Raw genomic sequence first — 24,734 nt, 5'->3', positions numbered from 1 at the left:
ATGAAGTAGCCGAATCGGGTATCCCCGCGTGAAGAATTCTCCACGCGGAGATTAATCGTCTGGGTCGTCCTTGCCTGGGAAAAGCATCTGACAGACCTCCAGGTAGAGGGTCTCGGGATACGGAATGTACTCGACGGTGGAGAGTGCCTGGTCCTGACCGGCCGACTCGAGGATGAACTCTCCGTAGCCGAGCATGCGCCCAAGCAGACTTCTCTGGAAGCTCATGTCGGTGACTTTTCCGAGGGGCATCATCGCGACCTTGCGCGTGATCAAGCCCGTAGTCAAGAGCATCCGCTTAGAGGTGACCACAAAGTAGTCGACCGACCACTCAGCGACTTTCCAGACAAAACGGATCAGGAGTAGCAGCCAGAGCCACCACACGACGACCAGAGCCGTGCCACCCCCCGCGCTTCCGCCGAAGAACCTGCTGAGCAGTCCGGCGACGATCAGACCGCCGAACACCTCGGCGATCGGACGAAGCAGCACGGCGGGGTGGCGCCGCACCATGATGACCTGTTGTTCGTGGGGGAGGAGATAACGGTTGACCGACGACGGAGCAGAGTCCCCGTGGGTCACAAGTCTCATGCGAGTTGGTTCACAAATTGAGCCAGAGAGTCGGCTGCGTTGAACACGGTGTCGAACGCTCCTTTGACCGCGTCAGCGGCATCGGATGGTCGTGCGAACAGGTAGTACGCGACAAACGCGACACCACCGTAGCTGAGGACTTTTTTGACCTGCACTGTCGCCTCCGTACACTTACTCACTCCGCCCGCCCTATACATTACCCACCCTGTAGCCGGGGTAAAGGTGGCATCGCGAGCTAGTTTCGATCTTGCTTAGCCACGTTCGCTGGCCACCAGAGCCAGAACGTGAAGATGCTTGCGCGCGATCCGCTCGACGAGACTCGGATGCGCGTAGCCTGTGACCTCCAGCGCGCCGTAGTGCGCCGCATCCACGCAACGCGTTACGGTGGCAGCGGAGTGGACACCCGCGAACTCCTCGCGCAGCGCCGTCTCCACTTCCGCGTACGGATTCGGATCCGCCTCGGTGCGATCGTTCACGAGAACACCCCGGCGATCGGACAAACGCTCATCCTGCTCCCCCACCAGCGGAAGTTGCCTTCCTCGCTCTTCGTACCCATGCAAACACAGTATGTAACGAAGAGGGTGGTCCGTGTGCTGGAAAAGACCTGTCAGACGACGCCGTAGAGGCGGTCGCCCGCGTCGCCGAGACCGGGCACGATGTAACCGTTCTCGTTGAGCCGCTCATCGAGCGCGGCCGTCACCACCCGGATCGGCTTGCCGCTGCCGGCGAACACCTCGTCCATGTGCGCCAAGCCCTCGGGTGAGGCAAGCAGGCACAGGGCCGTGACGTCGTCGGCCCCCCGGTCGAACAGGAACTGCACGGCCGCCGCCAGCGTGCCGCCGGTGGCCAGCATCGGGTCCACGACGTAGCACTGCCGCCCCGACAGGTCGTCCGGGAGCCGGGTGGCGTACGTCTCGGCCTGCAGCGTCGACTCGTTGCGGACCATGCCGAGGAACCCGACCTCCGCCTTGGGCAGCAGCCTGGTCATGCCGTCGAGCATGCCGAGCCCGGCGCGCAGAATCGGCACGACCAGCGGGTACGGCTTGGCCATCCGCACGCCCGTGGCCGTGGCCACCGGGGTCTCCACCGTCACCTCGGCGACCCGTACGTCCCGCGTGGCCTCGTACGCCAGCAGCGTCACCAGCTCGTCCGCCAGCCGGCGGAAGGTGGGCGAGTCGGTACGGACATCGCGCAGCGCGGTGAGCTTGTGAGCCACGAGCGGATGGTCGACGACGAGGGTTTCCATAAGGGACAACGCTATCTTGTGTGGAACGTACCGGCATGATGCGTCCGCTGTTTTGATCACAATTTGGTCGGAGGGGCACACGCCGGCCGGTCAGGTCTGGAACGATTGGAAACCGAAGAGGCTCTGTACTGACAGGGTCGGGTGTGGGGGATCGCGATGACAGACGAAGACGCACTTGATTTCGCCATCGTGGTCTATCTCGAGGATGACTGCTGGGACGCCGAGTTGCTGCCCGTCGCACTCACGTCCGATCTGCACGGGCTGATCAAGGCCCTGCGCCAGCAGCCGAGCGAGAGCGGCACGATTGGCCTGGTCGCCGTGGGGGATGAGTTCTTCGTGGCGTTGCGCGTGCTCGGCGAACGGGTCGATGTCTTCCTCTCCGACATCGCCGCGTCCTGGGACTTCCCGCTGGCCGAACAGGTTCTCGACTACCTCGACGTGCCGGTCCCCGACGAGGACGAGCTCGACGAGATCCTTCAGGACGAGGACACCGCGCTGCCCGCCGGCGATCTGTCGATCTTCGCTGACCTCGGACTGGACGAGATGGAGCTGGGCATCCTGTCCGGCGACGTCGACCTGCTGCCCGACGAGGTGCTGTCCAGCATCGCCGCACGGCTCGGCTTCTCCGAGCCGTTCGAGCGGGCCATCGCATCGGTCTTCGACTGACCCCCTGGAGCGCACATGGCGAACACCTTCTCCGCGGCCTTCGTCAAGACCTCCGACGGCTGGAGCGGCGCCGAGGTCGACCTGCGTGATTCTGAGATCGTCGACGACTTCGGCGACGCCGTGGTCGAAGCGCTCGGCCTGGCGGGCGACGAGCTGGCGCTGCTCTGCGTCGAGGTGGAGGACGAGTGGTTCGCCATCGTCCGCTACCGCGGCGACGACGAGCCCCGGGTGTTCCTCTCCGACGCCCACGCCATCCTCTCCGACCGCCTCGGTGAGCTGTTCGCCGAGTTCGCGGGCGTGGCCCCCGACAAGGAGGCCACCGAGCTCGGCGTACGCCCCGCAGGCGACTTCGAGCTGCTCAGCGACCTGGGCGTGACCTCCGAGGAGTTGCTGGAGCTGAGCGTGGAGGAAGGGATGCTCCCGGCCGACATCCTCTCGGTGCTGGCCGAGCGGCTGTCCTTCGCCGACGAGCTCGACCGCTTGCGGTGAACCACGCGGACGCGATGCGCCTGGCCCTGGAGCAGGCCGTCGCCGCCGGAGCCAGGGGCGAGGTGCCCGTGGGCGCCGTGGTGCTCGGCCCGCTCGGCGAGGTCCTGGCCGCCGCCGGCAACGACCGCGAAAGCACCGCCGACCCGACCGCGCACGCCGAGGTGCTCGCCCTCAGGCAGGCCGCCCGCCGGCGCGGCGAGTGGCGGCTGACCGGCTGCACGCTCGTCGTCACGCTCGAACCCTGCACGATGTGCGCGGGCGCCGCCGTCCAGTCGAGGATCGACAGGATCGTGTACGGCGCTACCGACGACAAGGCCGGAGCCGTCGGCTCGCTCTGGGACGTGGTCAGGGATCGCCGGCTCAACCATCGCCCGGAGGTCGTCATGGGCGTACTGGCCGAGGAGAGCTCCACGGCCCTAAAGAAGTTCTTCGCCACTCGGCGGATCCGGTAAGCTCGTCGACGGTGGTGTCGCCTAGTGGCCGAGGGCGCACGCCTCGAAAGCGTGTGATGGGGCAACTCATCCGTGGGTTCAAATCCCACCACCACCGCCACTCGTCCGGGCCCCCGATCTCTCGGGGGCCCTTCGTGTCATCGGGCCGACCAGCCTTGCCACCTGTCCACCGTGATGGTGACGACGGGGCCCTGCGGCGGACGCTCCCGATACTGCGCATAGCGGTCCGCCAGGCGCTCGATCCATCGGGCGGGATCCTCGGCGATGACGGCCCGGCCGTCGGCTCTGACCCACCACAGGCGTGACCAGTCGTCGTCGTAGTGGTCGACCAGCAGGCAGACGCGGTCGTTCTGGGCGATGTTCCGCAGCCGCCGGAGGTTCGTGGTGGTCTTCGGTTTGTGGTCGACGGCGAAGGCGATCACGTCCCCGTGCACGGCGAACACGACGGGCACGAGATGCGGGGTCCCGGCCGCGTCCACGGTGGCGAGCGTGGCGGTTCGTGCCGCCGCGAAACGCTCGCGGGCGGCTGCCTGGTCCATGAGGTCATTGAACCAGTGCGCCGGTGGTCATAGCCGGGTTCGGTGGTGGATCAGTTCGGCGCCCAGGCGGGTGATCTGGTGGATGACCATGTTGGCGTGGCGGGTGCTGGTGATCAGTCCGGTGCGGTGCAGCACCTGGGCGTGGGCGCTGGCGGAGGAGAGCGAGGTGCCGGTTCGGCGGGCGAGCTCGCTGGTGGTGCAGCCGGTGGTGGCGGCGACGCAGCGCAGGATGCGGGTTCTGGTGGGGCCGAGCAGGTCGGGCAGCGCGTCGTCGAGGACGGGGTCGGGTGCCGGGGTTCGGCGGGGGGCGGGGAAGATCAGGACGGGTGGCAGGCTCGGGTCGGCCAGCGCGACCGGGGTGTAGCGGCAGAAGTAGGACGGGATCAGGGTCAGGCCGCGGCCGCGCAGCTGGATCTCGTACCGGCCGGCGGCGTAGTCGGTCTCCAGGACGGGGGATCGCCAGCGCGTGCGCGGTCCCAGGGCGGTGAGCATCGCCTCCACGCCGTGGTCGCTGAGCAGGCGGGTGAGCCGGGTGCGTTCGCGGCCCAGTGCGTGCTCCATCGTGGTGCGGTGGCCGGCGAAGGCGGTCCGGCAGTAGCGGGCGGCCAGGCCGGCCAGCCCGGAGATGGCGCGCCGGTCGCCGCGGGCGAGGTCGTCGAGGGTGGCGGGCAGGGCGGCGTGCCGGCGCAGCTGGTCGACCTCGTGGCGCACCCGGGAGGGCGGGGTGTCGGCCAGCGCGTCGATGCCGCTCCGCGGTCCCGCTTGGGCGTGGTACGGGGTGAGGAAGTCAGGGAAGTAGGCCTTGATCGGCATCAACGGCACCAGCCGCTGCCGTACCGGTGTCAGCAGGCCCGCCTCGGCCAGGTCGGCGCGGGCCTGGCGTCGCCAGCCGGTCAGGTCCGCGCCCCCGCCGGGTCTCTGCAGCACGTGCAGGCTCATCGCCATTTCCCACAGCTCATCGATGCGCGAGGCGATGCGCACCCGGACCAGATCCTCATCGGTAAAGACGATCTTCAAGGTTCCCCCGGTCATGCCCGCATCCTCCGTGGCGGGGATCGCCAAGCGATTGACGCCCGGTGGACGGGGCGAAAATCGTCGGGCGGTGCTGAGGCGATCGATCAGGGGCCCTCGTTAATCGAGCCACCGGTCTTCGGCCGGATCAGAGTCGGCGGAGTGCGACAGGGCCGTCGACCGCCCAGCGGGCGAAGGCGGTCTGGTGTCCGACCTGGACGCCGGTGTGCGGGTCGATCTTGAAAGCGCCGAAGAGCGTGGTGGTCTCCAGGGCCGCGGCCACCGGCCACAGGGCCTCGCGCGCGGTGCTGCCCGCTCGCTCCGCGCAGTGCGTGGCGATGGCCGCCGTCGCAGCGGCCTGCACCGCCGGATAGTCCGGCGGGGCGCCGGCGTGCTTCTGGTAGGCGGTGAGGAAGTCCGACTCCGTCATGAAGAGCTCAGGGGCTCCACCGGCCCCCGGAAACCACTGCCCGACACCGTACGTGCCCTGGGCGTCCTCGACGGCCGAGCCGAACGCGCGGACACCAGCCGCCACCGCGCAGGTCGACCGCGGCGGATTCGGCAGGGCTCGGGCTCGCCGTACCGTCTGGACGTCCTCCTCGAACGTGCCGGCGCAGAGCAGGCTCCACGGCCCCGGTCGCTGGAGGTCGTCGTCCGGGCCCAGCCGGACCACCTCCTTGCCCAGCTCGTGCGCCAGCGTCACCGCACCGTCGGCGACCTGCCGGCCGAAGCCGCCCTTGCCCTGGACGATGACCAGCTCCGATGCCACGTGCTGAACGAACGGGTCCGCGTAGCGGCTCGCCGGCGTCAGCACGGACACGAGGTGGCCGGGATGGGCATGCTGGACGTCGTCCCCCGAGCCGCCGTGATTCCAGATCAGCCGGTCGAGGTGGGCGCCGATGTCCCCCGCGCGGCGCATCAGGTGCGTCGAATAAGGGCCGAGGATCAGGTCGCACCGTCTGGCCAGGTCGGGAAATGCTGAATCCAGGGACTTCGGGTCGCTTCTGTCGTCCTCGACGACCAATTCGGCGGCCTCGGTCCTGGACCGCCAGATCGTCAGTCCGTGCAGGGCCTGCGTGCCGAACCGGGCGAACCTGCCGGTCAGGGACAGGCAGGCGCCGAGGCGGAGTCCGTTTCTAGCTCGGCAGCTCGAGAACTCTGGCATGCAGGATCGATCGTTGGTGCAGGGCCGCGCGCAGTGCCCGGTGCAGGCCGTCCTCAAGGTAGAGCTCGCCGCGCCACTGCACCACGTGCGGGAACAGGTCACCGTAGAAGGTGGAGTCGGCGGCGAGCAGCGAGTGCAGGTCCAGCATGGCCTTGGTGGTGATCAGGGAGTCGAGCCGGACCTGCCGCGGGGGTATCTGGGCCCACTCGCGGTTGGACGTGCCGTGTTCGGGATAAGGGCGTCCGTCGCCGACAAGCTTGAAGATCACCCCACTGATTTTAGGCGTGATTTCGATTACTTGTGTTCTCGGCCGAGTTCAGACCAGGTCGCCGGCCGTGCATTCGGCGGCTTTTCCGGTGGCGTATCCGCGCTGGAAGGCGGCCACCCGCTGTTTCGAGCTGCCGTGCGTGAACGATTCGGGGTCGACGCTGCCACCACCGCGTTGCTGAATCCGGTCGTCGCCCACGGCCGCCGCCGCGTCGAGCGCCTCGGCTATTTCGGTGTCGGTGAACGGCTTTTCGTAGAAGCCGCCCTGGTAGGCATTCTTGGCCCACACGCCCGCGTAGCAGTCGGCCTGCAGCTCGGTCGCCACCGAACTGCCGCTTTCCAGGGCGCCGAGCAGGTTCTGCACATGGTGGCCGTACTCGTGGGCGATCACGTACGCCTGCGCGAAGGGGCCGCCCTTGGCGCCGAACTGGCTCCGCAACTGGTCGAAGAAGCTCAGGTCCAGGTAGACGCGCCGGTCGCCGGGGCAGTAGAAGGGGCCGACGGAGGAGTCGGCGGCGCCGCACGCGGTGCGCACGCCGCCGGAGTAGAGCACGGTCTTGGCCAGGCGGTAGGTCGGCAGCTCGGTCTTCCAGTAGTCCTGGATGCTGTTGACCACGCCCACGACCTGGCACTTCTCCGTCTGGTCGGCGTCCTTGCCCGTCTGGCACCGCTCGGCCAGGTTCGCCGGCGGGGGCTGGCGCTGGGCGGGCTGCTCGGTGCCCACGTTGTTCAGCACGAAGACCAGGACGAGCGCGATCAGGCTGACGATGCCGCCACCGCCCACGACCACGCCGCGCGGGAACCCGCCACCGCCTCCTCCGCCGCCGGCGTCCTCGACCTGCGAGGAGTCGAGGTTGACGTCGTCCCTGAAGTCCATGGCGGTGTCCCTTCCGCTGGGTTGCCAGGTGGCAACTTCCCCAAAAGCGAGACTCGACGCGGCCAAGAGCCTCGTACGGCCGTCCGTTAACATGCCGATATGACGGGTGGAATGTTAGGGATTGCCCTTGTTTCCCTGGGTATGGTGCTTACCCCAGGGCCGAACATGATCTACCTGGTCTCCAGGTCGATCACCCAGGGGCGCAAAGCGGGACTCATCTCGCTCATGGGCGTCTTCCTGGGCTTCACCACCTATCTGGCCGCCACCTGCCTGGGCCTGACGGCCATCTTCGTCTACGTGCCGGCCGCGTACACGACCCTGAAGCTCGCCGGCGCCGCCTACCTGCTCTGGCTCGCCTGGAACGCGCTCAAGCCGGGCGGCACCTCGGCGTTCGAGACCCGCGAGCTCCCGGTCGAGCCGCCTCGCAGGCTGTTCGCCATGGGCTTGCTCACCTGCCTGCTGAACCCCAAGATCGCGATCCTGTACCTGTCGCTGCTCCCGCAGTTCATCGACCCCGCGATGGGCAACGTCCTGCTGCAGAGCCTCGCCCTCGGCTCCGCGCAGATCGCCGTCGGCACCCTGGTCAACGGCCTCATCGTCATCTCGGCAGGCGGCCTCGCCACCTTCCTCGCCACCCGCCCCCTGTGGGTCCGCGTACAGCGCTACTTCATGGGCACCGTGCTCGGCGGCATGGCCATCCACCTCGCCACCGACCGCTCCAAGGCCCTCACCACGGCCTAGATCAGAGGTTCGCCGGATGGTGGGTCAGCGACTCAGGGTGTCGGTGTGGGCGCGGAACCAGGCGAGCATGAAGCGGCCCGAGGCGATGCCGTAGTCGAGGGCGGCGCGCTGATGGGTGGCGATGTCGCGGTGCTCCTCGGGGATGCTCACGGTGTCAAGGCGTTCGTCGAGGTCGGTGAGGGTGGCGAGTTCGGTCTCGATGCGCGCCGTGATGCGGTGCAGGACCCGTACGCGTTCCGAGTGGTCAAGCAGGCCCAGGAAGTAGAGCCTGGCCAGCGCCGCGGTCTCCAGATCGGGCCCGGTCGGCTCTGCCTTCATCCAGGTGCGAAACTCCTCGCGGCCGGTGTCGGTGACGCGGTACAGCTTCCGTCCCCGGCCGCCCTCGACGCTGGCGACCTCGATGAACCCTCGGGCGAGCAAGCCGTCGAGCGCGCGTTTGATGCTGCCCGAGCTGGCGCTGTAGAAGAGCGCGACTCCGCTCTCGAACGCCTTGATGAGGTCGTAGAAACTCTGCGGGGCGATCAGGAGCAGACCGAGGATCACGTAGGCCATCGGCCGAGTCTAGTCCGTTGACTCTCATAGACATATCTAATAGACATGTCTATGAGAGAGATGAGGTTTCGTCATGGTTCCCGCTGACATCGACGCCCGCCTGACGCGCCTGCTGGAGAAGCTCGGCGCTCGGCGCGGCCTCCATCACGTCAACCTCGCCCTCGCCGGCGGGGAACAGCACTGGTCGGGCGCCGTCGGCTTACCCGGCCCCGACACCCCGTTCTTCATCGCCAGCATCACCAAACGGTTCATCATCGCGCTGGTCCTGCAGGCCCACGAGCGCGGCGAGCTCGCGCTGGACGCGCCGATCACCACCTACCTGCCGGCGGAGACCACCGACCGCCTCCACGTCCTCGGCGGAGTCGACCGGACGGCCGAGATCACCGTGCGCCACCTCGCCGGTCACACCTCCGGCCTCCCCGACTTCTTCGAGCATCGCGGCGAAGGCCCCAGCCTCTTCGACCACCTGGCCGCCGGCGAGGACGTCTCCTGGACCTTCACGGACGCCATGCGGATGGCCCGGCGGCAAGGCCCTCACTTCGCGCCCCAGGACCTCACCGCCCGCCGCCAGAAGGCCCGCTACTCCGACACCGGCTTCCAACTGCTCATCCGCATCCTGGAGACGGTGACCGGCCGCCCGTTCGCCGGCCTGCTGGCCGACCGCGTCACCGGCCCGCTGGGCCTGACGAGCACCCGGCTCCCGGAACGCCCCGTGCCCCTCTACGCCGGACGCCGCCGCGTCGACCTGCCCGGGCTGATCGCATCCGCCAACGACTTGATCAGCACCACCGGCGACCTTCTCACCTTCCAGCAGGCTCTGCTCAAGGGGGAACTCTTCAAAGACCCGCGCACGGTGGGCCTCCTCACTGAGCGCCGCAACCGCCTGCGCAACGTGCCCGTCCTCCAGTACGGCCTGGGCACCATGATCTTCACCATCGGCCGCCTGGCGGCACCGAGCCACAGCTCCGCGACCCTCGTAGGCCACTCAGGGGTCACTGGCACCTGGCTCTTCCACTGCCCCGAGCTCGACGTCCACCTGGCCGGCACCGTCGACCAGATCAAGGGAAGGGCCATTCCCTTCCGGATCATGGCCCGCTGCCTGAACATCTGGCGCGCGTAGAAATCGACCGCCGAGCGCTCACCGAGTGCCGTCCCCTTCTCACGCTGCCCTGGACCCATGGAGAGCCCCAAGGCGAAACGGACGCCGCCCCTGGAATGCCAGAAGGGGTGTGCCGTCGAAACGGCACACCCCTCTGGACTGGCGGAGGATAGGAGATTTGAACTCCTGAAGGGTTGCCCCTTACACGCTTTCCAAGCGTGCGCCCTCGGCCACTAGGCGAATCCTCCGTCGATGAGCTTACCGGACTATCGGGGGTGTGGAGACCATCATTTTCCGGCGGCGCCGTACGAGATATTCCGGCGTGATGGGCTGGAGCGAGCACTGCCGTGTCCCGCTAGACTGTCGAAGGACCCCTCGCGCGGCGTCATCCTGTGAACCTCCCCAGGGCCGGAAGGCAGCAAGGATAAGCGGGCTCTGGCGGGTGTGCGAGGGGTCTCTTCGTTGGGAGCCCCTCGCAGGCGGGATGGTCGCATGAGCCTTGCGCTTTACCGCAAGTACCGGCCCGGGACCTTCGCGGAGGTCAAGGGTCAGGAGCACGTCACCGACCCGCTGCGGCAGGCGTTGCGCACGGGCCGCATCAACCACGCCTACCTGTTCAGCGGCCCCCGCGGATGTGGCAAGACCTCCAGCGCCCGGATCCTGGCCCGCTCGCTCAACTGCGCGCAGGGCCCCACCCCCGATCCCTGCGGGGTCTGCGAGTCCTGTGTCGCCCTCGCCCCGACCGGGCCCGGCCACCTTGACGTGATCGAGATCGACGCCGCCTCCCACGGTGGTGTCGACGACGCGCGTGACCTGCGGGAGCGCGCCTTCTTCGCGCCGGTGTCCGCGCGTTACAAGATCTACATCATCGACGAAGCGCACATGGTGACCCGTGAGGGGTTCAACGCGCTGCTCAAGCTCGTCGAGGAGCCTCCGCCGCACCTGAAGTTCATCTTCGCGACGACCGAGCCGGAAAAGGTCATCGGCACCATCAAGTCGCGGACCCACCACTACCCGTTCCGGCTGATGCCGCCCGCGACGCTCCGCGCGCTGCTGGAGGAGATCCTCTCCTCGGAGAGCGTCCCGTACGAGCCGACCGCCCTGCCGCTCGTCGTCCGGGCCGGCGCCGGATCCGCGCGTGACTCGCTGTCCATCCTGGACCAGCTTCTCGCCGGGGCCGACGACGAGGGCATCACCTACGCCAAGGCCGTCTCGCTGCTCGGCTACACCGACGGCGACCTGCTGGACGAGGTCGTCGCCGCCTTCGCCGCGCACGACGGCGCCCAGGTCTTCCACGCCGTCAACCGGGTCATCGAAGGCGGTCACGACCCGCGCCGCTTCGGCGCCGACCTCCTGGAGCGCTTCCGCGACCTGGTCATCCTCGCGAACGTCCCCGAGGCGGCCTCCAGCGGCCTGCTCGACCGCCCGGCCGACGAGCTGGAGCGGCTGGTCCAGCAGGCGGCGTCGATGGGGCCCGCCGAGCTCACCCGCGCCGCCGAGATCTTCAACAGCGGCCTCACCGAGATGCGCGGCGCCACCTCGCCGCGCCTCCTGCTGGAGCTCATGTGCGCCCGCGTCCTGCTCCCGGCGGCCGCGCAGGGCGAGGCCGCCCTGCTCGCCCGCCTGGAGCGCCTCGAACGCGGCGGCGCCGTAGCGCACCTGGCCGCCCGCTCAACCGGCGCACCCGCCGCTCCGGCAGGTTCTGGTACGCCGTCCGCCCAGGCAGGTCCCCATGCGGCCGCCGCGCCGGCAGGTCCTGGAACGCGTGCCGTACACGATGGCTCTGGTACGGCGGCCGTGCCAGATGCCGCGCACGGGGGTTCGGCGACGGTCAGCACTCCGAGCGGGCCGGCGCTCGACTCCTCGGGGGCGGACGCCCAGGCGCCGCGGCCGGCCGCCGACGACTGGCCCGAGACGGCTCGCCCCGGGGCTCCGGCGGCGCAACCACCGGCCTCCGCCGCGCCACCGGCTCACGCCCAGTCAGGGGTCACAGCGGGGGGTACGGCCTCGATCCAGCAGCAGTGGCCGGTGGTCCTGGCCGCGCTGAAGCAGCGCAGCATCGCGGCCTGGTCGAACGTGAGCACCAACGCTCAGGTGGTGGGCGTCGAAGGCAACGTGGTCACGCTCGGCTTCCTCCAGGTCGGCGCGATGAAGAACTTCACCGGCGGCGGCAAGGACGCCGTGGTGGCCAGCGCGCTGGGCGACGTGCTCGGCGGCACCTGGCGGGTCGAGGCGGTGGTGGGCGGCGGCTCCGCGCCGCAGCAGACCTCACGCGGCCCCCAGCCCGGCCCTCACTCGGGCCCGCCGTCGGGGCCTCACCAGGGGAGTCCTTCGGGCGGCCTGTCGGGTCCGCACTCGGGTGGGCCAGCGGGGCCGCATCCCGGCGGGCCCTCGGGTACGCATCCAGGCGGTCCCGCCGGTCCGCACTCGGGTGGTTCCGTACGCTCATCGTCGGATGCTCACGCAGGCCAGGGCGGCGGACCGGACGCCCAGGCGGGCACCCCGTCGGGCCCGCGACCAGGCTCAGGGCAGGCCGGTGCAGGGCCCGGCCCGGGCGCGGCGCTAAGTTCGGGGCCGGCCGGCGGCATGGCGGCCCCTGCGGTCGAAGCCGCCGGTGGGCAGTGGGGAGCGGCCCCGGATTCGCCGGTGGGTGCTCAGGACGGGTCGCAGGTCGCGGTGCAGACGCCGCAGGGAGTCGCCGTCCAAGCCGACGGTGCGACGGCACCGGCGCGGAGTCGTACAGCGGTGGACGAGACTCGTTCCAGCGGCCCTTCGTCGCCCGGCGACCATCCGACGACGGACGAATCCTGGCCGTCCGCTCCTGACGATCCCGGTCCCGGCTCGCCTCCCACCCCCGACCCCTCCCAGACGTCGGCGGGTCCGGGGCACCGGGGAGCTGGGGCACCGGGCACCGGCCTGGCCGCTGCCCGTTCGGCCGCCAGAGCCGCGGCCCAGGCGGGCCCTCGCGTGGCCGGCGCCCGCAAAGCGGCCGCCTCCCCTGCGGCCCCGGCCTGGCCGGACGCCGTCCCCGGCCGCGGCAAGAACGCCGACGCCGACGACGTCGACCCACTGAACGACGCGGACGCCGATGCCGATGCGATGTCGGGCATGGCCCTGCTCCAGCGCGAGCTGGGCGCCCGCGTGATCGGCGAGATCGACCACTCCTGACGCCGCACGCCCTGGCGAGATCGACCACTCCTGACGCCTGACGCCCTGGCGAGTACGACGCCTCACGGGTGTGTTACCGGTCGGCGGGCGGGCTCGCCCCGAGGCCCGTCCGGTCGTGGGCGTGCGTGTCTCGAGGTGCGGTCGGGGTCCGGGTGGCCAAAGCCAGGAGTGCCAGTTTGTCGGCGTTGTCGCTGTCGGGGTCCGGGTGGTGGATGACGAGCATCAGGCCCGCCGCGCCGCTGATGCCCAGCCGCTCCCGATTCAGCCACAGGTCACCGACCTGGGGGTGGTCGAGGCGCTTGGGGGTGCCTTCGCACGCCTCCACGTCGTGGCGGGCCCAGAGCCGGCTGAAGAGAGGGCTGGCGAGGGAGAGCTCGCCGACGAGCTCGATGAAGCGGGGGTCGTCCGTGTCGGTGCCGACGGACTGGCGGAAGCCGGCGACCATGCCCGCGGCGGCGTCCTCCCAGTCCGGGTGGAGGGCCTGCTCGGCGGGGTCGAGGAACACGTCACGCAGGCGGTTGCCGCCCGCCGCGAGGCGCGGCGACAGAGCGGTCGCCAAGGCGTTGGCGACGAGGACGTCGAAGTAGCGGTCCTCGACGTACGCCGGTAGCGGGAGCGTGGCGACGAGCTTGGCGATGCCCGGCGGGACGGTCTCCTTCCTGGACCGGCGCCGACGCCGGCGGGGTTTGCCGGCGCCGAGGCGCAGGAGGTAGGCCGTCGCGTCGTCATCGAGCCGCAGCACGCGGGCGAGGGACTCCAGGACCTGGGCGGAGGGGTTGCGGTCGCGGCCCTGTTCCAGGCGCAGGTAGTAGTCGGCGCTGATGCCGGCGAGCATCGCGACCTCTTCCCGGCGCAGGCCCGGCACGCGCCGTACTCCCAGAACGGGGATGCCGACCTGCTCAGGAGTGACGAGCTCACGGCGGGCGCGCACGTAATCGCCCAGCAGGTTCGATTCGTCGCTCATCTGTCCACCGTAGTTCGCGCGACCGTGCGCGTGCCTGGTCCTGTCACCCCCAGGATCGCAGGGGCACTGGCTGCGTCAGGGCTCCGGCGGCAGCGTGGCCAGCGGCCCATCCATAAGCAAGGAGCACACCATGTCGACATATCTGCTGGTACACGGCGCCTGGCACAGCGGACAGTGCTGGGAGCGGGTGGTCCCGTTCCTGGCGGCGGCCGGACATCGGGTGGTCGCACCCTCGCTGACCGGTTACGGCGACAAGGCGCGGCTGCTCGGCCCCGAGGTGGGGCTGGACACGCACGTCGACGACATCGTCGGGCTGATCACCGAGGAAGACCTCACCGACGTGGTGCTCGTGGGACACAGCTACGCCGGGCTGGTCATCTCGTCCGCGGCCAACCAGATCCCGGAGCGGATCGCCCAGTTGGTCTACCTCGACGCGATGGTCCCGGAGGACGGCGAGAACGCGGTCGACGTCATGCCCATGACCCAGGCCCTGATCGACCTCGCCGTACGGTCCGGCGGCGGCTGGCGGGTTCCGCCGCTGCCCGAGGGGCCGCCGCCTCTGGGCCTGTTCGGGGTCACCGACCCGTCGGATGTCGCCTGGCTGCGCACGATGCTGTCGGATCAGCCGGTGCGCTGCCTCCAGCAACCGGTCCACCTGGACAACCCGGCGGTGCGCACGATTCCACGGACGCACATCCACTGCACCGCCGGCGTGCCGGAAGGCGTCGTCCGCCGGCCCGTACCCGCGCTGCAGCCCAACGGCACGCCGGCGCAGGTGTGGGAGCTGCCGACCGGCCACGACTGCATGGTCACCATGCCGGGCGAGCTCGCCGAACTCCTGCTCAAGCTCGGCTGACCCGCGCACGCGGCGGCGAGGCGCCCTGACACCCGCGCACGCGGCGGCGAGGCGCCCTGACACCCGCGCACGCGGCGGCGAGGCGCCCTGGGACCCGCGCACGCGGCGGAGATGCGTCGCTAGCTGGTGCGGAGGCGGGCTCGGGCGGCGGCGGCGCGGGGGTCGGCCGGGGGGAGCGCCCTGATGATGCGTTCGAGGACCTGGAAGTCGTCGCGGCCGTTGGCGGTCTGGGCGTAGGCCCACAGGTCCTGGGGGGAGCCCCGCTGCAGGAGGCAGGTGCGGACCTGGACCTCGAGCTCGTCCCGCTCGCGGCGGATCTCGGGGGACTCGGAGCGGGGCAGCAGCGGGCCGGGGTAGGCGCGGGCCAGGGAGGTGGGGTCGTTGGTCGACAGCAGGCGGCGCAGGTCCAGGAAGTCCGCTTCCACCGGAGAGGTCAGGTGGTAGGGCTTGGCGTCGATGGCGGCGCCGAGTTGGCTGCGCAGGCGGTGGATCTCGGCTCGGATGGTGACCGGGTTGCCGTCGTCGCCGTACAGGTGGAAAGAGAGTTGCTCGGCGGTCAGGCCGCGTGGGTGGAGGGCGAGGAGGGCGAGGATCTCGGCGTGGCGGAGGGAGAGCGGGAGCTTGCGACCGCTGACGAAGGCGGACGGCGGGCCGTCGCCGAGGAGGCAGAGGGTGAGCGGGGGCGGCGGGGCGTCGGGGGTGGGGCACAGGAGGTAGCCGTCGGAGTAGGGCTCGAGGTGCGCCACCCGGCCGTCGCGCAGGATCATGCGCTCGCCGGTGGCCGGCAGGTCGATGCGGCCCCCCAGGTCGCCCGCGGGGTCACCGGCGATGACGCGGCCGGAGGGGGAGAGCAGGATGGCCGAGTTGAAGCGCGCGGACTCGTAGCGGCGGCGAAGGAGCTCGTCACGCTCGTGCATGCGTACGGTGAGCTGGGTCTCGGCGAGTCTGGCCGTGGCGCCCACCAGGGCGATGGTGGCGGGGTGGAGGCTGGGCGCGGTGCCGCTGACGTCGAGGCAGCCGAGGATCCGGCCGGTCTCCGGGTCGGTGATCGGGGCGGCGCAGCATGACCAGATGTGCAGCACGCGCATGAGGTGCTCGTCGGAGTAGACCTGCACCGGCCGCCGGGTGGCGAGGGCGGTGCCGATGCCGTTGGTGCCGACGGTCTCCTCGGTCCAGCGGTGGCCGTCGGTGAGGCCCACGCTGTCGGCCCGGCGCAGGGTGCTCGGGTGGCCGTCGCGCCACAGGATCAGGCCCTGGTCGTCGGTCACGACCATGATGTGCTCGCTGTCGTTGGTGGCCTGCCGGAGCGTCTGGGTGAGGAGCGGGAGCAGCGGCTGGAGTGGGTGGGACTCGCGCACCTGGTCGAGGAGGGCGGGGCCGTAGGCGAGGGGGGCGGCCGTGGCGTCGGGATCGATGCCGGCGGCCATGGAGCGTCGCCAGGATGCGCTGATCAGCCGGCGGGGCACGGTGGGTGTCAGCGTCCCAGACGGCACCGCCTCGTGCGCCGTGGGCAGCAGACGGGAGTATGCGTCAAGGTGAGCGTAACTCATCAGCCACTCCAAGTAATCAACGCCTATGGCGAGCATCTGTCTTGGGGGCCGGTCAGCGCAACCAGTTCGGGGGATTGCTTAGGGTGATTGAATCATCGCAACGTGTGTGCAACGTTCTCGTGGCTAGCGTTCCGGTGTAACGCGTCGGCGTGGTGCGGCCGCTCCGGTCGACGTGCGGCCGGGTCTCGGGCACTGGAGGGGGGCCGGGACCCGGCCAGACCGGAGCCGGTGCGAAACACCTGTATCCCCTCAGTACATGACGAGGCACAAACACCGTAGGCTCGTGGCAGTCAAGAACCGGAGCCACGAGGAGCGCACGACGGTGAACCCAGGGGATGTCAACCTGCAGCAGCTGCTGGAGCAGGCACAGCTCATGCAGCAGCAGCTTGTGAGCGCCCAGCAGGAGCTCAACGACGCGCAGATCGAGGGCTCGGCCGGTGGCGGCCTGGTCACGGCCGTCGTCAACGGCTCGGGCGAGCTGCTCGAGCTCAAGATCAATCCGAATGTCATCGACGCCGCCGACCCGCAGGACACCGCCGACACGATCGCCGATCTGGTGATCGCCGCCGTGCGCGACGCGGTCAGGGCGGCGGCCGACCTGCAGCAGGAGAAGCTCGGTCCGCTGGCCCAGGGCCTGGGCGGCGGCGGCCTCGGCCAGTTGCCAGGGTTTTAGACGATGTACGAAGGGGTCGTCCAGAATCTGATCGACGAGCTGGGCCTGCTGCCCGGCGTCGGTCCCAAGAGCGCGCAGCGAATCGCGTTCCACCTGCTGGCGGCCGATCCTGCCGACGTCAAGCGGCTGGCGCACGCGCTGTTGGAGGTCAAGGACAAGGTCCGATTCTGCCGGACCTGCGGCAACGTGGCCGCCGAGGAGGAGTGCCGCATCTGCCGCGACCCGCGCCGCGACACGCACGTGATCTGCGTGGTGGAGGAGTCCAAGGACGTCGTCGCGATCGAGAAGACGCGCGAGTTCCGCGGCACCTACCACGTCCTCGGCGGCGCGATCAGCCCGATCGACGGCGTCGGTCCCGAGGACCTGCGCATTCGTGAGCTCATGACCAGGCTGGCGGACGGCCGGGTCACGGAGCTCATCCTCGCCACGGACCCCAACCTTGAGGGGGAGGCGACGGCTACCTACCTTGCCCGGCTGGTCAAGCCGATGGGCATGAAAGTGACACGACTGGCCAGCGGTCTGCCTGTCGGCGGTGATCTGGAGTACGCCGACGAGGTGACCTTGGGCCGTGCGTTCGAAGGACGGAGGCTGCTGGATGTCTGACGAGTGGAGCACCCTGGCGGAGGAGATCGCCGGACACGCCCAGAACTATGTGGACGGCCTGGCGAGAGTGGCCGGCGGCGAGGGCGGCGATGCCATCTGGTCGCTGCTCCTCGTCGAGGTGGCGCAGGTGAGCCTGGCGGGAGCCAAGCTCGGCGCCAACCAGGACGTGATCCTTTCCGGCAACTACGAGCCCCCGCTGGGCGAGGACCCCGACATCGACGGGGTGCGCACGGCTCTGGGTGAGCTGCTGGAGGCGGTGGACGACTACGCCGAGGTGTTCGATCCGTACAAGGACACCTCTGTGACGCCCTACCGGCTCTCGGACGACCTGACGGCGGTCGCCGCCGACCTCATCCACGGGCTGCGCCACTATCAGGCGGGCCGGCCGCACGAGGCTCTGTGGTGGTGGCAATACTCCTACTTCAACACCTGGGGCAACCACGCGGGCGCCGCCATGCGCGCGCTGCAGGCCCTCGCCGCCCACTCGCGGCTTGACGTGGCGGAGGAGGCCACCACCGCCTAGGCACGTCCACATACTGGTCCGCATCTTAGTGGCATGAGACACCCCAAGTAGACTGGCATCTCACAGTCCAGACCGGGAGACTCTTGTGGCCCTCGTTGTGCAAAAGTACGGTGGTTCGTCCGTTGCCGATGCGACCAGCATCAAGCGGGTCGCGCAGCGCATCGTCACGACGAAAAAAGCCGGCAACAGCGTGGTCGTCATCGTCTCCGCCATGGGCGACACCACCGACGAGCTCCTCGACCTGGCCGAGCAGGTGTCGCCGCTGCCTCCGGGCCGCGAGCTCGACATGCTGCTGACCTCCGGGGAGCGCATCTCGATGGCGCTGCTGGCGATGGCGATCGCCAACCTGGGGCACGAGGCCCGCTCGTTCACAGGCTCGCAGGCCGGTGTGATCACCGATTCGACGCACGGCAAGGCGCGCATCATCGACGTGACGCCGAGCCGCATCCGTGAGGCGCTCGACCAGGGCCACATCGCGATCGTGGCCGGCTTCCAGGGCGTCTCGCAGGACACCAAGGACATCACCACGCTGGGCCGGGGCGGCTCGGACACCACCGCGGTCGCGCTGGCGGCGGCGCTGGAGGCGGATGTCTGTGAGATCTACACGGACGTGGACGGCATCTTCACCGCGGACCCCCGCATCGTGCCCGGAGCACGCCAGATTCCCAAGATCTCCTATGACGAGATGATGGAGATGGCGGCCTGCGGGGCGAAGATCCTGCACCTGCGCTGCGTCGAGTATGCTCGCCGCTTCGACCTGCCGATTCACGTACGAAGCTCTTTCAGCAATAAGGAAGGCACGTGGGTCGTCTCCGACCCTTACACCGAAGGAACCGAGATGGAGCAGCCGATCATCTCCGGCGTCGCGCACGACCGGAGCGAGGCCAAGATCACTGTTGTCGGGGTGCCCGACAAGGTCGGTGAGGCTGCCGCGATCTTCAAAACACTGGCCGAGGCCGGGGTCAACATCGACATGATCGTGCAGAACGTCTCGGCCGCGGCGACCGGCCGCACCGACATCTCCTTCACGCTGCCGACGGCGGACAGCTCGACCGCGCTGACGTCGCTGAAGAAGATCCAGGGAGACATCGCCTTCGAGTCTGTGCTCTTCGACGACCAGATCGGGAAGGTGTCGCTGATCGGCGCGGGCATGCGCTCACACCCCGGCGTCACGGCGACATTCTTCGCGGCCCTCGCCGACGTGGGGGTCAACATCGAGATGATCTCCACCTCGGAGATCCGCATCTCCGTGATCGTCGAGCAGGACGGTGTCGACGCGGCCGTGGCCGCCGCGCACCACGCCTTCGATCTCGATTCCGACCAGGTCGAAGCCGTTGTGTATGGAGGTTCAGGACGATGAGCAGGCCCAATCTGGCGCTGATCGGCGCCACCGGCGCGGTCGGCACCGTCATGCGGGACATCGTCTCGACCCGGGACGACATCTGGGGCGAGGTGCGCCTGGTGGCCTCGGCGCGCTCGGCGGGCAAGGTGCTGCGGGTCCGCGGCGAGGACGTGGTCGTCCAGGCGCTGGCACCCGAGGTGTTCGACGGCATCGACATCGCCATCTTCGACGTGCCCGACGAGGTGTCGGCCGTCTGGGTGCCGATCGCGGCCGAGCGTGGCGCGATCGCCATCGACAAGTCCGGCACGTTCCGGATGGAGCCCGACGTCCCGCTGGTGGTGCCCGAGGTCAACCCGCAGGACGCCCGCAACCGCCCGCGCAACATCGTCTCCACGCCCAACTGCACCACGCTGTCGATGATGGCGGCCATCGGCGCGCTGCACGCCGAGTATGTGCTCACCGAGCTCGTCGTCGCCTCCTACCAGGCGGTGTCGGGCGCGGGTGTGGCGGGCTCGGCGCGGCTCTACGACGAGGTCGAGGCGCTGGCCGGGGACCGCACGATCGGCCAGGTGGCCGGTGACGTGCGCAAGGCGCTGGCCAACAAGCTGCCGGAGGAGTCGCCGTTCCCGGCGCCCGTCGCGTTCAACGTGGTGCCGTGGGCGGGCTCCTACAAGGACGGTGGCTGGGCCTCCGAGGAGCTCAAGCTCCGTAACGAGTCCCGTAAGATCCTCGGCATTCCCGACCTCAAGGTCTCCGCGACCTGTGTCAGGGTGCCGGTGATCACCACCCACTCGCTGGCCGTGCACGCGCGCTTCGAGCGCGAGATCACGGTGGCCGACGCGCATCGGGTGCTGGAGGCGGCGCCGACGGTGGTGCTGCGGGACGACCCGGCCAACGGCGTCTACCCGATGCCCGCCGACGTGGTGGGCACCGATCCCACTTACGTGGGCCGGGTGCGTCAGGCGATCGACTTCCCCAACACGCTGGACCTGTTCGTCTGTGGCGACAACCTGCGCAAGGGAGCCGCCCTGAACGCGGCGGAGATCGCCGAGCTGGTCGCCTCGGAGTTCTGACCGGAGCATGGGACATCCTGTTCATCGGAAGAGGATGTCCCAGTGGTCGCCCTCGTCGGCGAAGACGGTGCCCGACTCGGAGCGGTACAACCGGGAGCCGTCACTCCGCATCCCCGCTCGATCGTGATTCTGTGTGATGAAGCGATCGATGCATGGGTTGGGCGAGATGTCGGCCTTGTAGCCCGCGCCATGGCTCAACGGGCCGGGCGCGTGGCCTGCTTCGGTGCCGCCGGTGACCATGACCCGGCACCCACTGCGCTGCTTGAGCTCGATGAGCCCGGAGACGGTCGACGTCCGGACCGCATCCAGCGAGGTGCAGTAGCGCAGTCGCTTGTCGGTGCAGTTGCCCGTCGATCGCCAGCGCAGACCCGCCTGCTTGAGCCAGCGGGAGGCGTTGGCGTGCGACAGCTGCACTGTCGCCTGCCTCGGCAGGGCTCGGCGCAGGTTCACCAGCGGCCGGCGGGCCTGCTTGGCCCGCGGCCGTGCCGACTGCTTCCAGCCGATCCCCGCCTTGCCCGCGCGCGCTTCGGGGCGCCGCTCGCGCGGAACCGCCGCCTCCTGGGCGGTCGGCACGTTATAGGTCTCCGCCAGGGTCGTCGCGGCCTCGTCGAGCGCGTCGTGCCACTGGGGAGCCTGGTACGCCCCCCCGAGGTGATAGACGCGAATGATCGGGGCCGGCGCTGGTCCTGGCTCTTCAGCTGGCGTGATCGGTGCGGCGGAGGCCGCGGACGCCAGTGCGATTATGGAGATTTCGTGAGCAAAGAGTGCAACCACGAGGAGCCGCACTGTCCTACGTATCCACATGTCGATGCCTTTTCGCGGAATAGCCCTTCCGCTGGAATCATCAATCCCACTGTTCACGCCGGATAACCCCTGCCACACCAGGATCTTTGCCTTGTGGCGCCGATCACCGTGCGGCTTCATGACCTAACCCCGCATTAAGCCGTAAAGTGACGAACGTGTCCGAAGCCCGAAACCGAGAATCGGAGAGCACTCGAGAGGTCATCGTCGAGACGGCCTTGCGCCTGTTCCGGGAGCGCGGCTTCGAGGCGACGACCATGCGGGCGATCGCCGCCGAGGCCGGGGTGTCCGTGGGCAACGCCTACTACTACTTCGCGGGCAAGGAGGCGCTGGTCCAGGCCTACTACGACCGCGCCCAGATGGAGCACGAGCGGGCCTGCCAGGAGTTGCTGGCCACCGAGTCCACGCTGGCCGCCCGGCTGAGTGGGGTGCTGCGCGAGTGGGTACGGGTCTCGGAGCCGTACCACGAGTTCGCCGTGAAGTTCTTCAAGCACGCGGCCGAGCCGACGAACCCGCTGAGCCCGTTCAGCGCCCAGTCCTCGCCGGCCCGTGAGGCGTCCATCGGGATCTACCGGCAGGTGGTCGAGGGGTCGCGGGACCGGATGAACGCCGAGCTCCGTGCGGAGCTGCCGGAGCTGCTCTGGCTGCTGTCCATGGGCATGGTGCTGTTCTGGGTGCATGACACCTCGCCGGGGTGCGCGCGCACCTACCGGCTGATCGAGGTCACGGTGCCGCTGGTGGACCGGCTGGTGAGCCTGTCGCATCTGCCGGGGCTGCGGGGGATCACGCAGGACTTCATCGCCGCGGTGCACGAACTGCGGGCATAGTACGACGACCGACCGGTTGGTACGGTCGGGGGCATGACGCAGAACTGGGGCATGACGATCCCCTTCTACGACCGTTCGCTCGCCCAGTCGCAGGAGTTGATCGCGGAGTTGCCCGCACTGGGCTACACCGACGTGTGGTCGTCCGAGGTCAACGGCGCGGACGGGCTCACGCCGCTGGCCCTGGCCGCGCAGTGGGCCCCCGGGGTCAGGCTGGGCAGCGCCATCGTGCCCGTGTCCACCCGTGGCCCCGCGCTGCTGGCGATGTCCGCCGCCACGCTGGCCGATCTCGCGCCCGAGCGGTTCGTGCTCGGCATCGGCTCGTCCTCCCCGGCGATCGTGGAGCGCTGGAACGCGGTGGAGTTCGTCAAGCCCTACGCGCGGACCCGGGACACCCTGCGCTTCCTGCGGGCGGCGCTGGCCGGCGAGAAGGTGTCGCAGGCGTACGAGACGTTCGAGATCAAGGGCTTCAAGCTGGAACGGGCGCCGAAGGTGCCGCCCAAGATCGTGCTGGCCGCGCTCCGGCCGCGGATGCTGCGCCTGGCGGCCGAGGAGGCCGACGGGGCGATCACCAACTGGCTCTCGCCGGACGACGTGCGCACGGTCCGCGCGGAGATCGGGCCGGACACCGAGTTGATCGCCCGCCTGTTCGTCTGCGTGAACGAGGACGCGGACCAGGTGCGCGAGACGGCCAGGTGGATGCTGGCCAGTTATCTCACCGTGCCCGCCTACGCCGCCTTCCACGACTGGCTGGGCCGGGCCGAGGTGTTGCGCCCCCTGCACGAGGCGTGGGCCGCAGGCGACCGTCAGGCGGCGCTGAGGGCCATCCCTGACGAGGTGGTCGACGCCCTGGTGGTGCACGGCGACGCGGCCACCTGCCGGGCCAGGATCCAGAAATATGTGGACAACGGTCTCGATACGCCGATTCTTGCCCCCATCCCTGGCGGCGAGGTCTCCATCACCCAGGCGGTCCGCGACCTTGCCCCCGTAAAGGAAGATCGTTAGGAACGAATCTCCCTGGGTAACACGTTATGTCGTGATGACCGGGTAAGGGGGATCACATGATGGCGAAACCAGCACGGGCGGCGGCGGCATGGCGCACCTACCAAGAGGTCACCAAGCCGGGCACGCCGGGCCTGATGACGCGAGTGCGCGCGATTCCGCGCATGATCGGCGCGGTGATGCGCGGCCGGTACACCGGCCTGGGCAAGGGCAAGCTCGGCCTGATGGCGCTCGGCGTCGTCTACATGATCTCTCCGATCGACGTCATCCCCGACTTCCTCGTCCTGATCGGGGTCGCGGACGACTTCGGGGTGTTCCTCTGGCTCATGGCCTCGCTGCTCGGTGAGAGCGGCCGCTACGTGGACCACGAACGCCAGATCATCACCGGCCGGGTCGAAGGAATCCCTCAGGAAGGATAGATCTCTTCCATCCTGAGCCAGGCGCGCGACGGCAACGGGTGCCCGAACAGCCGGGCCGCGTTGCCGTACGCCACCCTGGCGATGTCGGCGGGCGGCAGCGCGCCGAGATTGCGCGAGACCGCCTGCTGGGTGTCGGGCCAGGTCGAGTCGGAGTGCGGATAGCCGCTCTCCTGCAGGACGTGGTCCAGGCCGACCGCGAGCCGCACGCCGGACAGCGCGTGGTCGTCGAGCGTGCCGAAGAAGAAGTTGCGGCGCAGCACCTCGCTGGGCTTGATCCCGCCGTCCCACTCCGCCTCGCCCGCGACCGGGTGGTCGAGCGCGTAGTCGGCCCGCTCGGCGAGCATCGGCAGCCAGCCCACGCCGCCCTCCACGATGAGGATGCGCAGGTTGGGGAAGCGTAGCGGCAGTCCGGACCAGAGCCAGTCGGCACAGGCGAACATGGCGCTGGTCGGCATCAGCGTGGTGATCGCCTCGATGGGCGTGTCCGGCGAGGGCGCCGGCGACCAGCTCGACGCGCCGGTGTGCAGGGCCACGACGGTGCCGGTCTCCTCGCAGGCGGCGAAGAACGGGTCCCAGTGGCCGGTGTGGATCGACGGCAGCCGCAGCCGCGTCGGGAACTCGGGGAACACCACGGCCTTGAAGCCCCGCGCCGCGTTGGCCCGGATCTCCTTGGCGGCGATGTCGGGATCGGGCAGCCAGGGGAGCTGCAGGCCGATGATGCGCTCGGGGTAGGTGCCCGCCCAGACGTCGATGTGCCAGTCGTTGTAGGCCTTGACCAGCGCCAGGCCGAGCTCCTGGTCGCGGGTCCTGGCGAACGGCATGCCCGCCTGACCGGCCACCATGCCGGGGAAGCACAGAGCGGCCCAGATGCCGGCCACGTCCATGTCCTCGATGCGGGCCTCGATGTCGTGGCAGCCGGGGCGCATGTTGTCGAACCTGACCGGGTCCAGCGTCCACTGCTCGCGTGGCAGCCCCGCGCCCACGTCCAGGCCCGCGCAGGGGTAGGTGGCGCCTCCGTAGCGCCATACCTGGTGACCGGCCTCGGTCTCGACGACCTTGGGCGCGACATCGGCGTACTTCTCCGGCAGCCTGTCCTCGAAAAGGTCAGGGGGCTCGATCAAGTGATCGTCCGCCGAGATGATCACATAGTCGCGCCGCCTCGGGTCTGGGTCGGGGAGCAGCGGCGTAGTCACGCAGGTAACCGTACGACGGCGGGATAACGTCGAACAAGCTGCGACGTATCCGTT

Annotated in this window: 29 protein-coding genes, 2 tRNA genes and 1 other RNA gene; 17 read left to right on the top strand and 15 right to left on the bottom strand. The window is 69.5% G+C overall.

Features of this window, described 5'->3' with window-relative positions; all coding sequences use genetic code 11:
- Nucleotides 1–51 precede the first annotated feature (51 nt).
- The 4 genes from IEY87_RS06140 to upp all read right to left on the bottom strand — a co-directional run bounded on the left by IEY87_RS06140 (nt 52) and on the right by upp (nt 1,831).
- Nucleotides 52–585 carry a PH domain-containing protein gene (locus IEY87_RS06140; protein WP_189137510.1) on the bottom strand — a complete coding sequence of 178 codons (534 nt, stop codon included), beginning with the start codon at nt 583–585 and terminating at the stop codon, nt 52–54.
- Nucleotides 582–740 (bottom strand): hypothetical protein, encoded by a 159-nt coding sequence (locus IEY87_RS06135; protein ID WP_189137509.1) that lies wholly within the window; start codon nt 738–740, stop codon nt 582–584. Before IEY87_RS06135 ends, IEY87_RS06140 begins: the two co-directional genes overlap by 4 nt.
- A 96-nt stretch (nt 741–836) precedes the next feature.
- Nucleotides 837–1,061 (bottom strand): hypothetical protein, encoded by a 225-nt coding sequence (locus IEY87_RS06130; protein ID WP_189137508.1) that lies wholly within the window; start codon nt 1,059–1,061, stop codon nt 837–839.
- A 131-nt stretch (nt 1,062–1,192) separates the two neighbouring features.
- The gene (upp, locus tag IEY87_RS06125; protein WP_189137507.1) at nt 1,193–1,831 is read right to left on the bottom strand and encodes a uracil phosphoribosyltransferase; all 639 of its coding nucleotides are present in this window, start codon (nt 1,829–1,831) and stop codon (nt 1,193–1,195) included.
- 156 nt (nt 1,832–1,987) lie between these two features.
- Between upp and IEY87_RS06120 the strand changes: the two genes are divergently transcribed.
- The 4 genes from IEY87_RS06120 (at nt 1,988) to IEY87_RS06105 (ending at nt 3,538) form a co-directional block, all read left to right on the top strand.
- Complete coding sequence (locus tag IEY87_RS06120) at nt 1,988–2,497, top strand: tRNA adenosine deaminase-associated protein (RefSeq protein WP_189137506.1); 510 nt, start codon at nt 1,988–1,990, stop codon at nt 2,495–2,497.
- Between the two features lie 15 nt (nt 2,498–2,512).
- Nucleotides 2,513–2,986: a tRNA adenosine deaminase-associated protein gene (locus IEY87_RS06115; protein WP_189137505.1), complete on the top strand. Its 474-nt coding sequence runs from the start codon at nt 2,513–2,515 to the stop codon at nt 2,984–2,986.
- Nucleotides 2,983–3,438 carry a tRNA adenosine(34) deaminase TadA gene (gene tadA / locus IEY87_RS06110; protein WP_268241353.1) on the top strand — a complete coding sequence of 152 codons (456 nt, stop codon included), beginning with the start codon at nt 2,983–2,985 and terminating at the stop codon, nt 3,436–3,438. Before IEY87_RS06115 ends, tadA begins: the two co-directional genes overlap by 4 nt.
- A gap of 10 nt (nt 3,439–3,448) precedes the next feature.
- A tRNA-Ser gene (locus IEY87_RS06105) sits at nt 3,449–3,538 on the top strand.
- A gap of 37 nt (nt 3,539–3,575) precedes the next feature.
- Here the strand turns inward: IEY87_RS06105 and IEY87_RS06100 are convergent.
- The 5 genes from IEY87_RS06100 to ypfJ form a co-directional block, all read right to left on the bottom strand.
- Complete coding sequence (locus IEY87_RS06100) at nt 3,576–3,977, bottom strand: TIGR03668 family PPOX class F420-dependent oxidoreductase (protein ID WP_189137504.1); 402 nt, start codon at nt 3,975–3,977, stop codon at nt 3,576–3,578.
- A gap of 27 nt (nt 3,978–4,004) precedes the next feature.
- Nucleotides 4,005–5,009, bottom strand: a complete 1,005-nt coding sequence (locus IEY87_RS06095) for an ArsR/SmtB family transcription factor (RefSeq protein WP_189137503.1) — start codon at nt 5,007–5,009, stop codon at nt 4,005–4,007.
- Nucleotides 5,010–5,136: 127 nt separating this feature from the next.
- A complete protein-coding gene (locus tag IEY87_RS06090) occupies nt 5,137–6,153 on the bottom strand; it encodes an ABC transporter substrate-binding protein (protein WP_189137502.1) in 1,017 nt (338 codons plus the stop codon).
- Complete coding sequence (locus tag IEY87_RS06085) at nt 6,125–6,421, bottom strand: type II toxin-antitoxin system VapB family antitoxin (protein ID WP_189137501.1); 297 nt, start codon at nt 6,419–6,421, stop codon at nt 6,125–6,127. The genes IEY87_RS06090 and IEY87_RS06085 overlap by 29 nt, the downstream gene beginning before the upstream one ends.
- Nucleotides 6,422–6,469: 48 nt before the next feature.
- Nucleotides 6,470–7,297 carry a KPN_02809 family neutral zinc metallopeptidase gene (gene ypfJ / locus IEY87_RS06080; RefSeq protein WP_189137500.1) on the bottom strand — a complete coding sequence of 276 codons (828 nt, stop codon included), beginning with the start codon at nt 7,295–7,297 and terminating at the stop codon, nt 6,470–6,472.
- A gap of 99 nt (nt 7,298–7,396) precedes the next feature.
- On the opposite strand from ypfJ, the gene IEY87_RS06075 reads away from it, so the two are divergent.
- Complete coding sequence (locus IEY87_RS06075) at nt 7,397–8,038, top strand: LysE family translocator (RefSeq protein WP_189137499.1); 642 nt, start codon at nt 7,397–7,399, stop codon at nt 8,036–8,038.
- Nucleotides 8,039–8,062: 24 nt separating this feature from the next.
- Here the strand turns inward: IEY87_RS06075 and IEY87_RS06070 are convergent, their stop codons facing one another.
- Nucleotides 8,063–8,590: a PadR family transcriptional regulator gene (locus tag IEY87_RS06070; protein WP_189137498.1), complete on the bottom strand. Its 528-nt coding sequence runs from the start codon at nt 8,588–8,590 to the stop codon at nt 8,063–8,065.
- A gap of 73 nt (nt 8,591–8,663) precedes the next feature.
- Between IEY87_RS06070 and IEY87_RS06065 the strand changes: the two genes are divergently transcribed.
- Nucleotides 8,664–9,710 carry a serine hydrolase domain-containing protein gene (locus IEY87_RS06065; protein ID WP_189137497.1) on the top strand — a complete coding sequence of 349 codons (1,047 nt, stop codon included), beginning with the start codon at nt 8,664–8,666 and terminating at the stop codon, nt 9,708–9,710.
- A gap of 139 nt (nt 9,711–9,849) precedes the next feature.
- Here IEY87_RS06065 and IEY87_RS06060 read toward each other — a convergent pair.
- Nucleotides 9,850–9,937 (bottom strand) — tRNA-Ser (locus IEY87_RS06060).
- A 118-nt stretch (nt 9,938–10,055) separates the two neighbouring features.
- On the opposite strand from IEY87_RS06060, the gene ffs reads away from it, so the two are divergent.
- Nucleotides 10,056–10,151: signal recognition particle sRNA small type (gene ffs / locus IEY87_RS06055), an RNA gene on the top strand.
- A gap of 30 nt (nt 10,152–10,181) precedes the next feature.
- Nucleotides 10,182–12,857: a DNA polymerase III subunit gamma and tau gene (locus IEY87_RS06050; RefSeq protein WP_225277151.1), complete on the top strand. Its 2,676-nt coding sequence runs from the start codon at nt 10,182–10,184 to the stop codon at nt 12,855–12,857.
- A 73-nt stretch (nt 12,858–12,930) separates the two neighbouring features.
- Here IEY87_RS06050 and IEY87_RS06045 read toward each other — a convergent pair whose 3' ends face one another.
- The gene (locus tag IEY87_RS06045; protein ID WP_189137496.1) at nt 12,931–13,821 is read right to left on the bottom strand and encodes a helix-turn-helix domain-containing protein; all 891 of its coding nucleotides are present in this window, start codon (nt 13,819–13,821) and stop codon (nt 12,931–12,933) included.
- 130 nt (nt 13,822–13,951) lie between these two features.
- Here IEY87_RS06045 and IEY87_RS06040 point away from each other — a divergent pair, with 130 nt between their 5' ends.
- Nucleotides 13,952–14,677: an alpha/beta fold hydrolase gene (locus IEY87_RS06040; protein ID WP_189137495.1), complete on the top strand. Its 726-nt coding sequence runs from the start codon at nt 13,952–13,954 to the stop codon at nt 14,675–14,677.
- A 119-nt stretch (nt 14,678–14,796) separates the two neighbouring features.
- Here IEY87_RS06040 and IEY87_RS06035 read toward each other — a convergent pair whose 3' ends face one another.
- Nucleotides 14,797–16,227, bottom strand: coding sequence for a GAF domain-containing protein (locus IEY87_RS06035; RefSeq protein WP_189137494.1), 1,431 nt, complete (start codon nt 16,225–16,227; stop codon nt 14,797–14,799).
- Nucleotides 16,228–16,549: 322 nt separating this feature from the next.
- Between IEY87_RS06035 and IEY87_RS06030 the strand changes: the two genes are divergently transcribed.
- From IEY87_RS06030 to IEY87_RS06010, 5 genes are all read left to right on the top strand, one after another.
- Nucleotides 16,550–16,900 (top strand): YbaB/EbfC family nucleoid-associated protein, encoded by a 351-nt coding sequence (locus IEY87_RS06030; RefSeq protein ID WP_189138137.1) that lies wholly within the window; start codon nt 16,550–16,552, stop codon nt 16,898–16,900.
- Between the two features lie 3 nt (nt 16,901–16,903).
- Nucleotides 16,904–17,503 (top strand): recombination mediator RecR, encoded by a 600-nt coding sequence (gene recR / locus IEY87_RS06025; protein WP_189137493.1) that lies wholly within the window; start codon nt 16,904–16,906, stop codon nt 17,501–17,503.
- The gene (locus IEY87_RS06020; RefSeq protein ID WP_189137492.1) at nt 17,496–18,026 is read left to right on the top strand and encodes a DUF5063 domain-containing protein; all 531 of its coding nucleotides are present in this window, start codon (nt 17,496–17,498) and stop codon (nt 18,024–18,026) included. The genes recR and IEY87_RS06020 overlap by 8 nt, the downstream gene beginning before the upstream one ends.
- A gap of 85 nt (nt 18,027–18,111) precedes the next feature.
- Nucleotides 18,112–19,386, top strand: a complete 1,275-nt coding sequence (locus tag IEY87_RS06015; protein ID WP_189137491.1) for an aspartate kinase — start codon at nt 18,112–18,114, stop codon at nt 19,384–19,386.
- The gene (locus tag IEY87_RS06010; protein ID WP_189137490.1) at nt 19,383–20,441 is read left to right on the top strand and encodes an aspartate-semialdehyde dehydrogenase; all 1,059 of its coding nucleotides are present in this window, start codon (nt 19,383–19,385) and stop codon (nt 20,439–20,441) included. The genes IEY87_RS06015 and IEY87_RS06010 overlap by 4 nt, the downstream gene beginning before the upstream one ends.
- Nucleotides 20,442–20,462: 21 nt before the next feature.
- Here the strand turns inward: IEY87_RS06010 and IEY87_RS06005 are convergent, their stop codons facing one another.
- Complete coding sequence (locus IEY87_RS06005) at nt 20,463–21,365, bottom strand: hypothetical protein (RefSeq protein ID WP_189137489.1); 903 nt, start codon at nt 21,363–21,365, stop codon at nt 20,463–20,465.
- 35 nt (nt 21,366–21,400) lie between these two features.
- Here IEY87_RS06005 and IEY87_RS06000 point away from each other — a divergent pair, with 35 nt between their 5' ends.
- From IEY87_RS06000 to IEY87_RS05990, 3 genes are read left to right on the top strand one after another with little or no spacing between them, the layout of a single operon-like run.
- Nucleotides 21,401–22,069 carry a TetR/AcrR family transcriptional regulator gene (locus IEY87_RS06000; protein ID WP_189137488.1) on the top strand — a complete coding sequence of 223 codons (669 nt, stop codon included), beginning with the start codon at nt 21,401–21,403 and terminating at the stop codon, nt 22,067–22,069.
- 33 nt (nt 22,070–22,102) lie between these two features.
- Nucleotides 22,103–23,071, top strand: coding sequence for an LLM class F420-dependent oxidoreductase (locus IEY87_RS05995; RefSeq protein WP_189137487.1), 969 nt, complete (start codon nt 22,103–22,105; stop codon nt 23,069–23,071).
- Between the two features lie 56 nt (nt 23,072–23,127).
- On the top strand, nt 23,128–23,487 hold the full coding sequence (locus tag IEY87_RS05990) for a YkvA family protein (protein WP_225277152.1): 360 nt from the start codon (nt 23,128–23,130) through the stop codon (nt 23,485–23,487).
- Here the strand turns inward: IEY87_RS05990 and IEY87_RS05985 are convergent.
- Nucleotides 23,475–24,680, bottom strand: a complete 1,206-nt coding sequence (locus tag IEY87_RS05985) for an amidohydrolase family protein (RefSeq protein ID WP_189137486.1) — start codon at nt 24,678–24,680, stop codon at nt 23,475–23,477. The genes IEY87_RS05990 and IEY87_RS05985 overlap by 13 nt on opposite strands.
- Between the last annotated feature and the right edge of the window lie 54 nt (nt 24,681–24,734).

The sequence above is a fragment of the Nonomuraea glycinis genome (genome assembly GCF_014646515.1).
GTDB lineage: Bacteria > Actinomycetota > Actinomycetes > Streptosporangiales > Streptosporangiaceae > Nonomuraea > Nonomuraea glycinis.
This window is presented reverse-complemented; position numbering and strand designations above follow the sequence as displayed.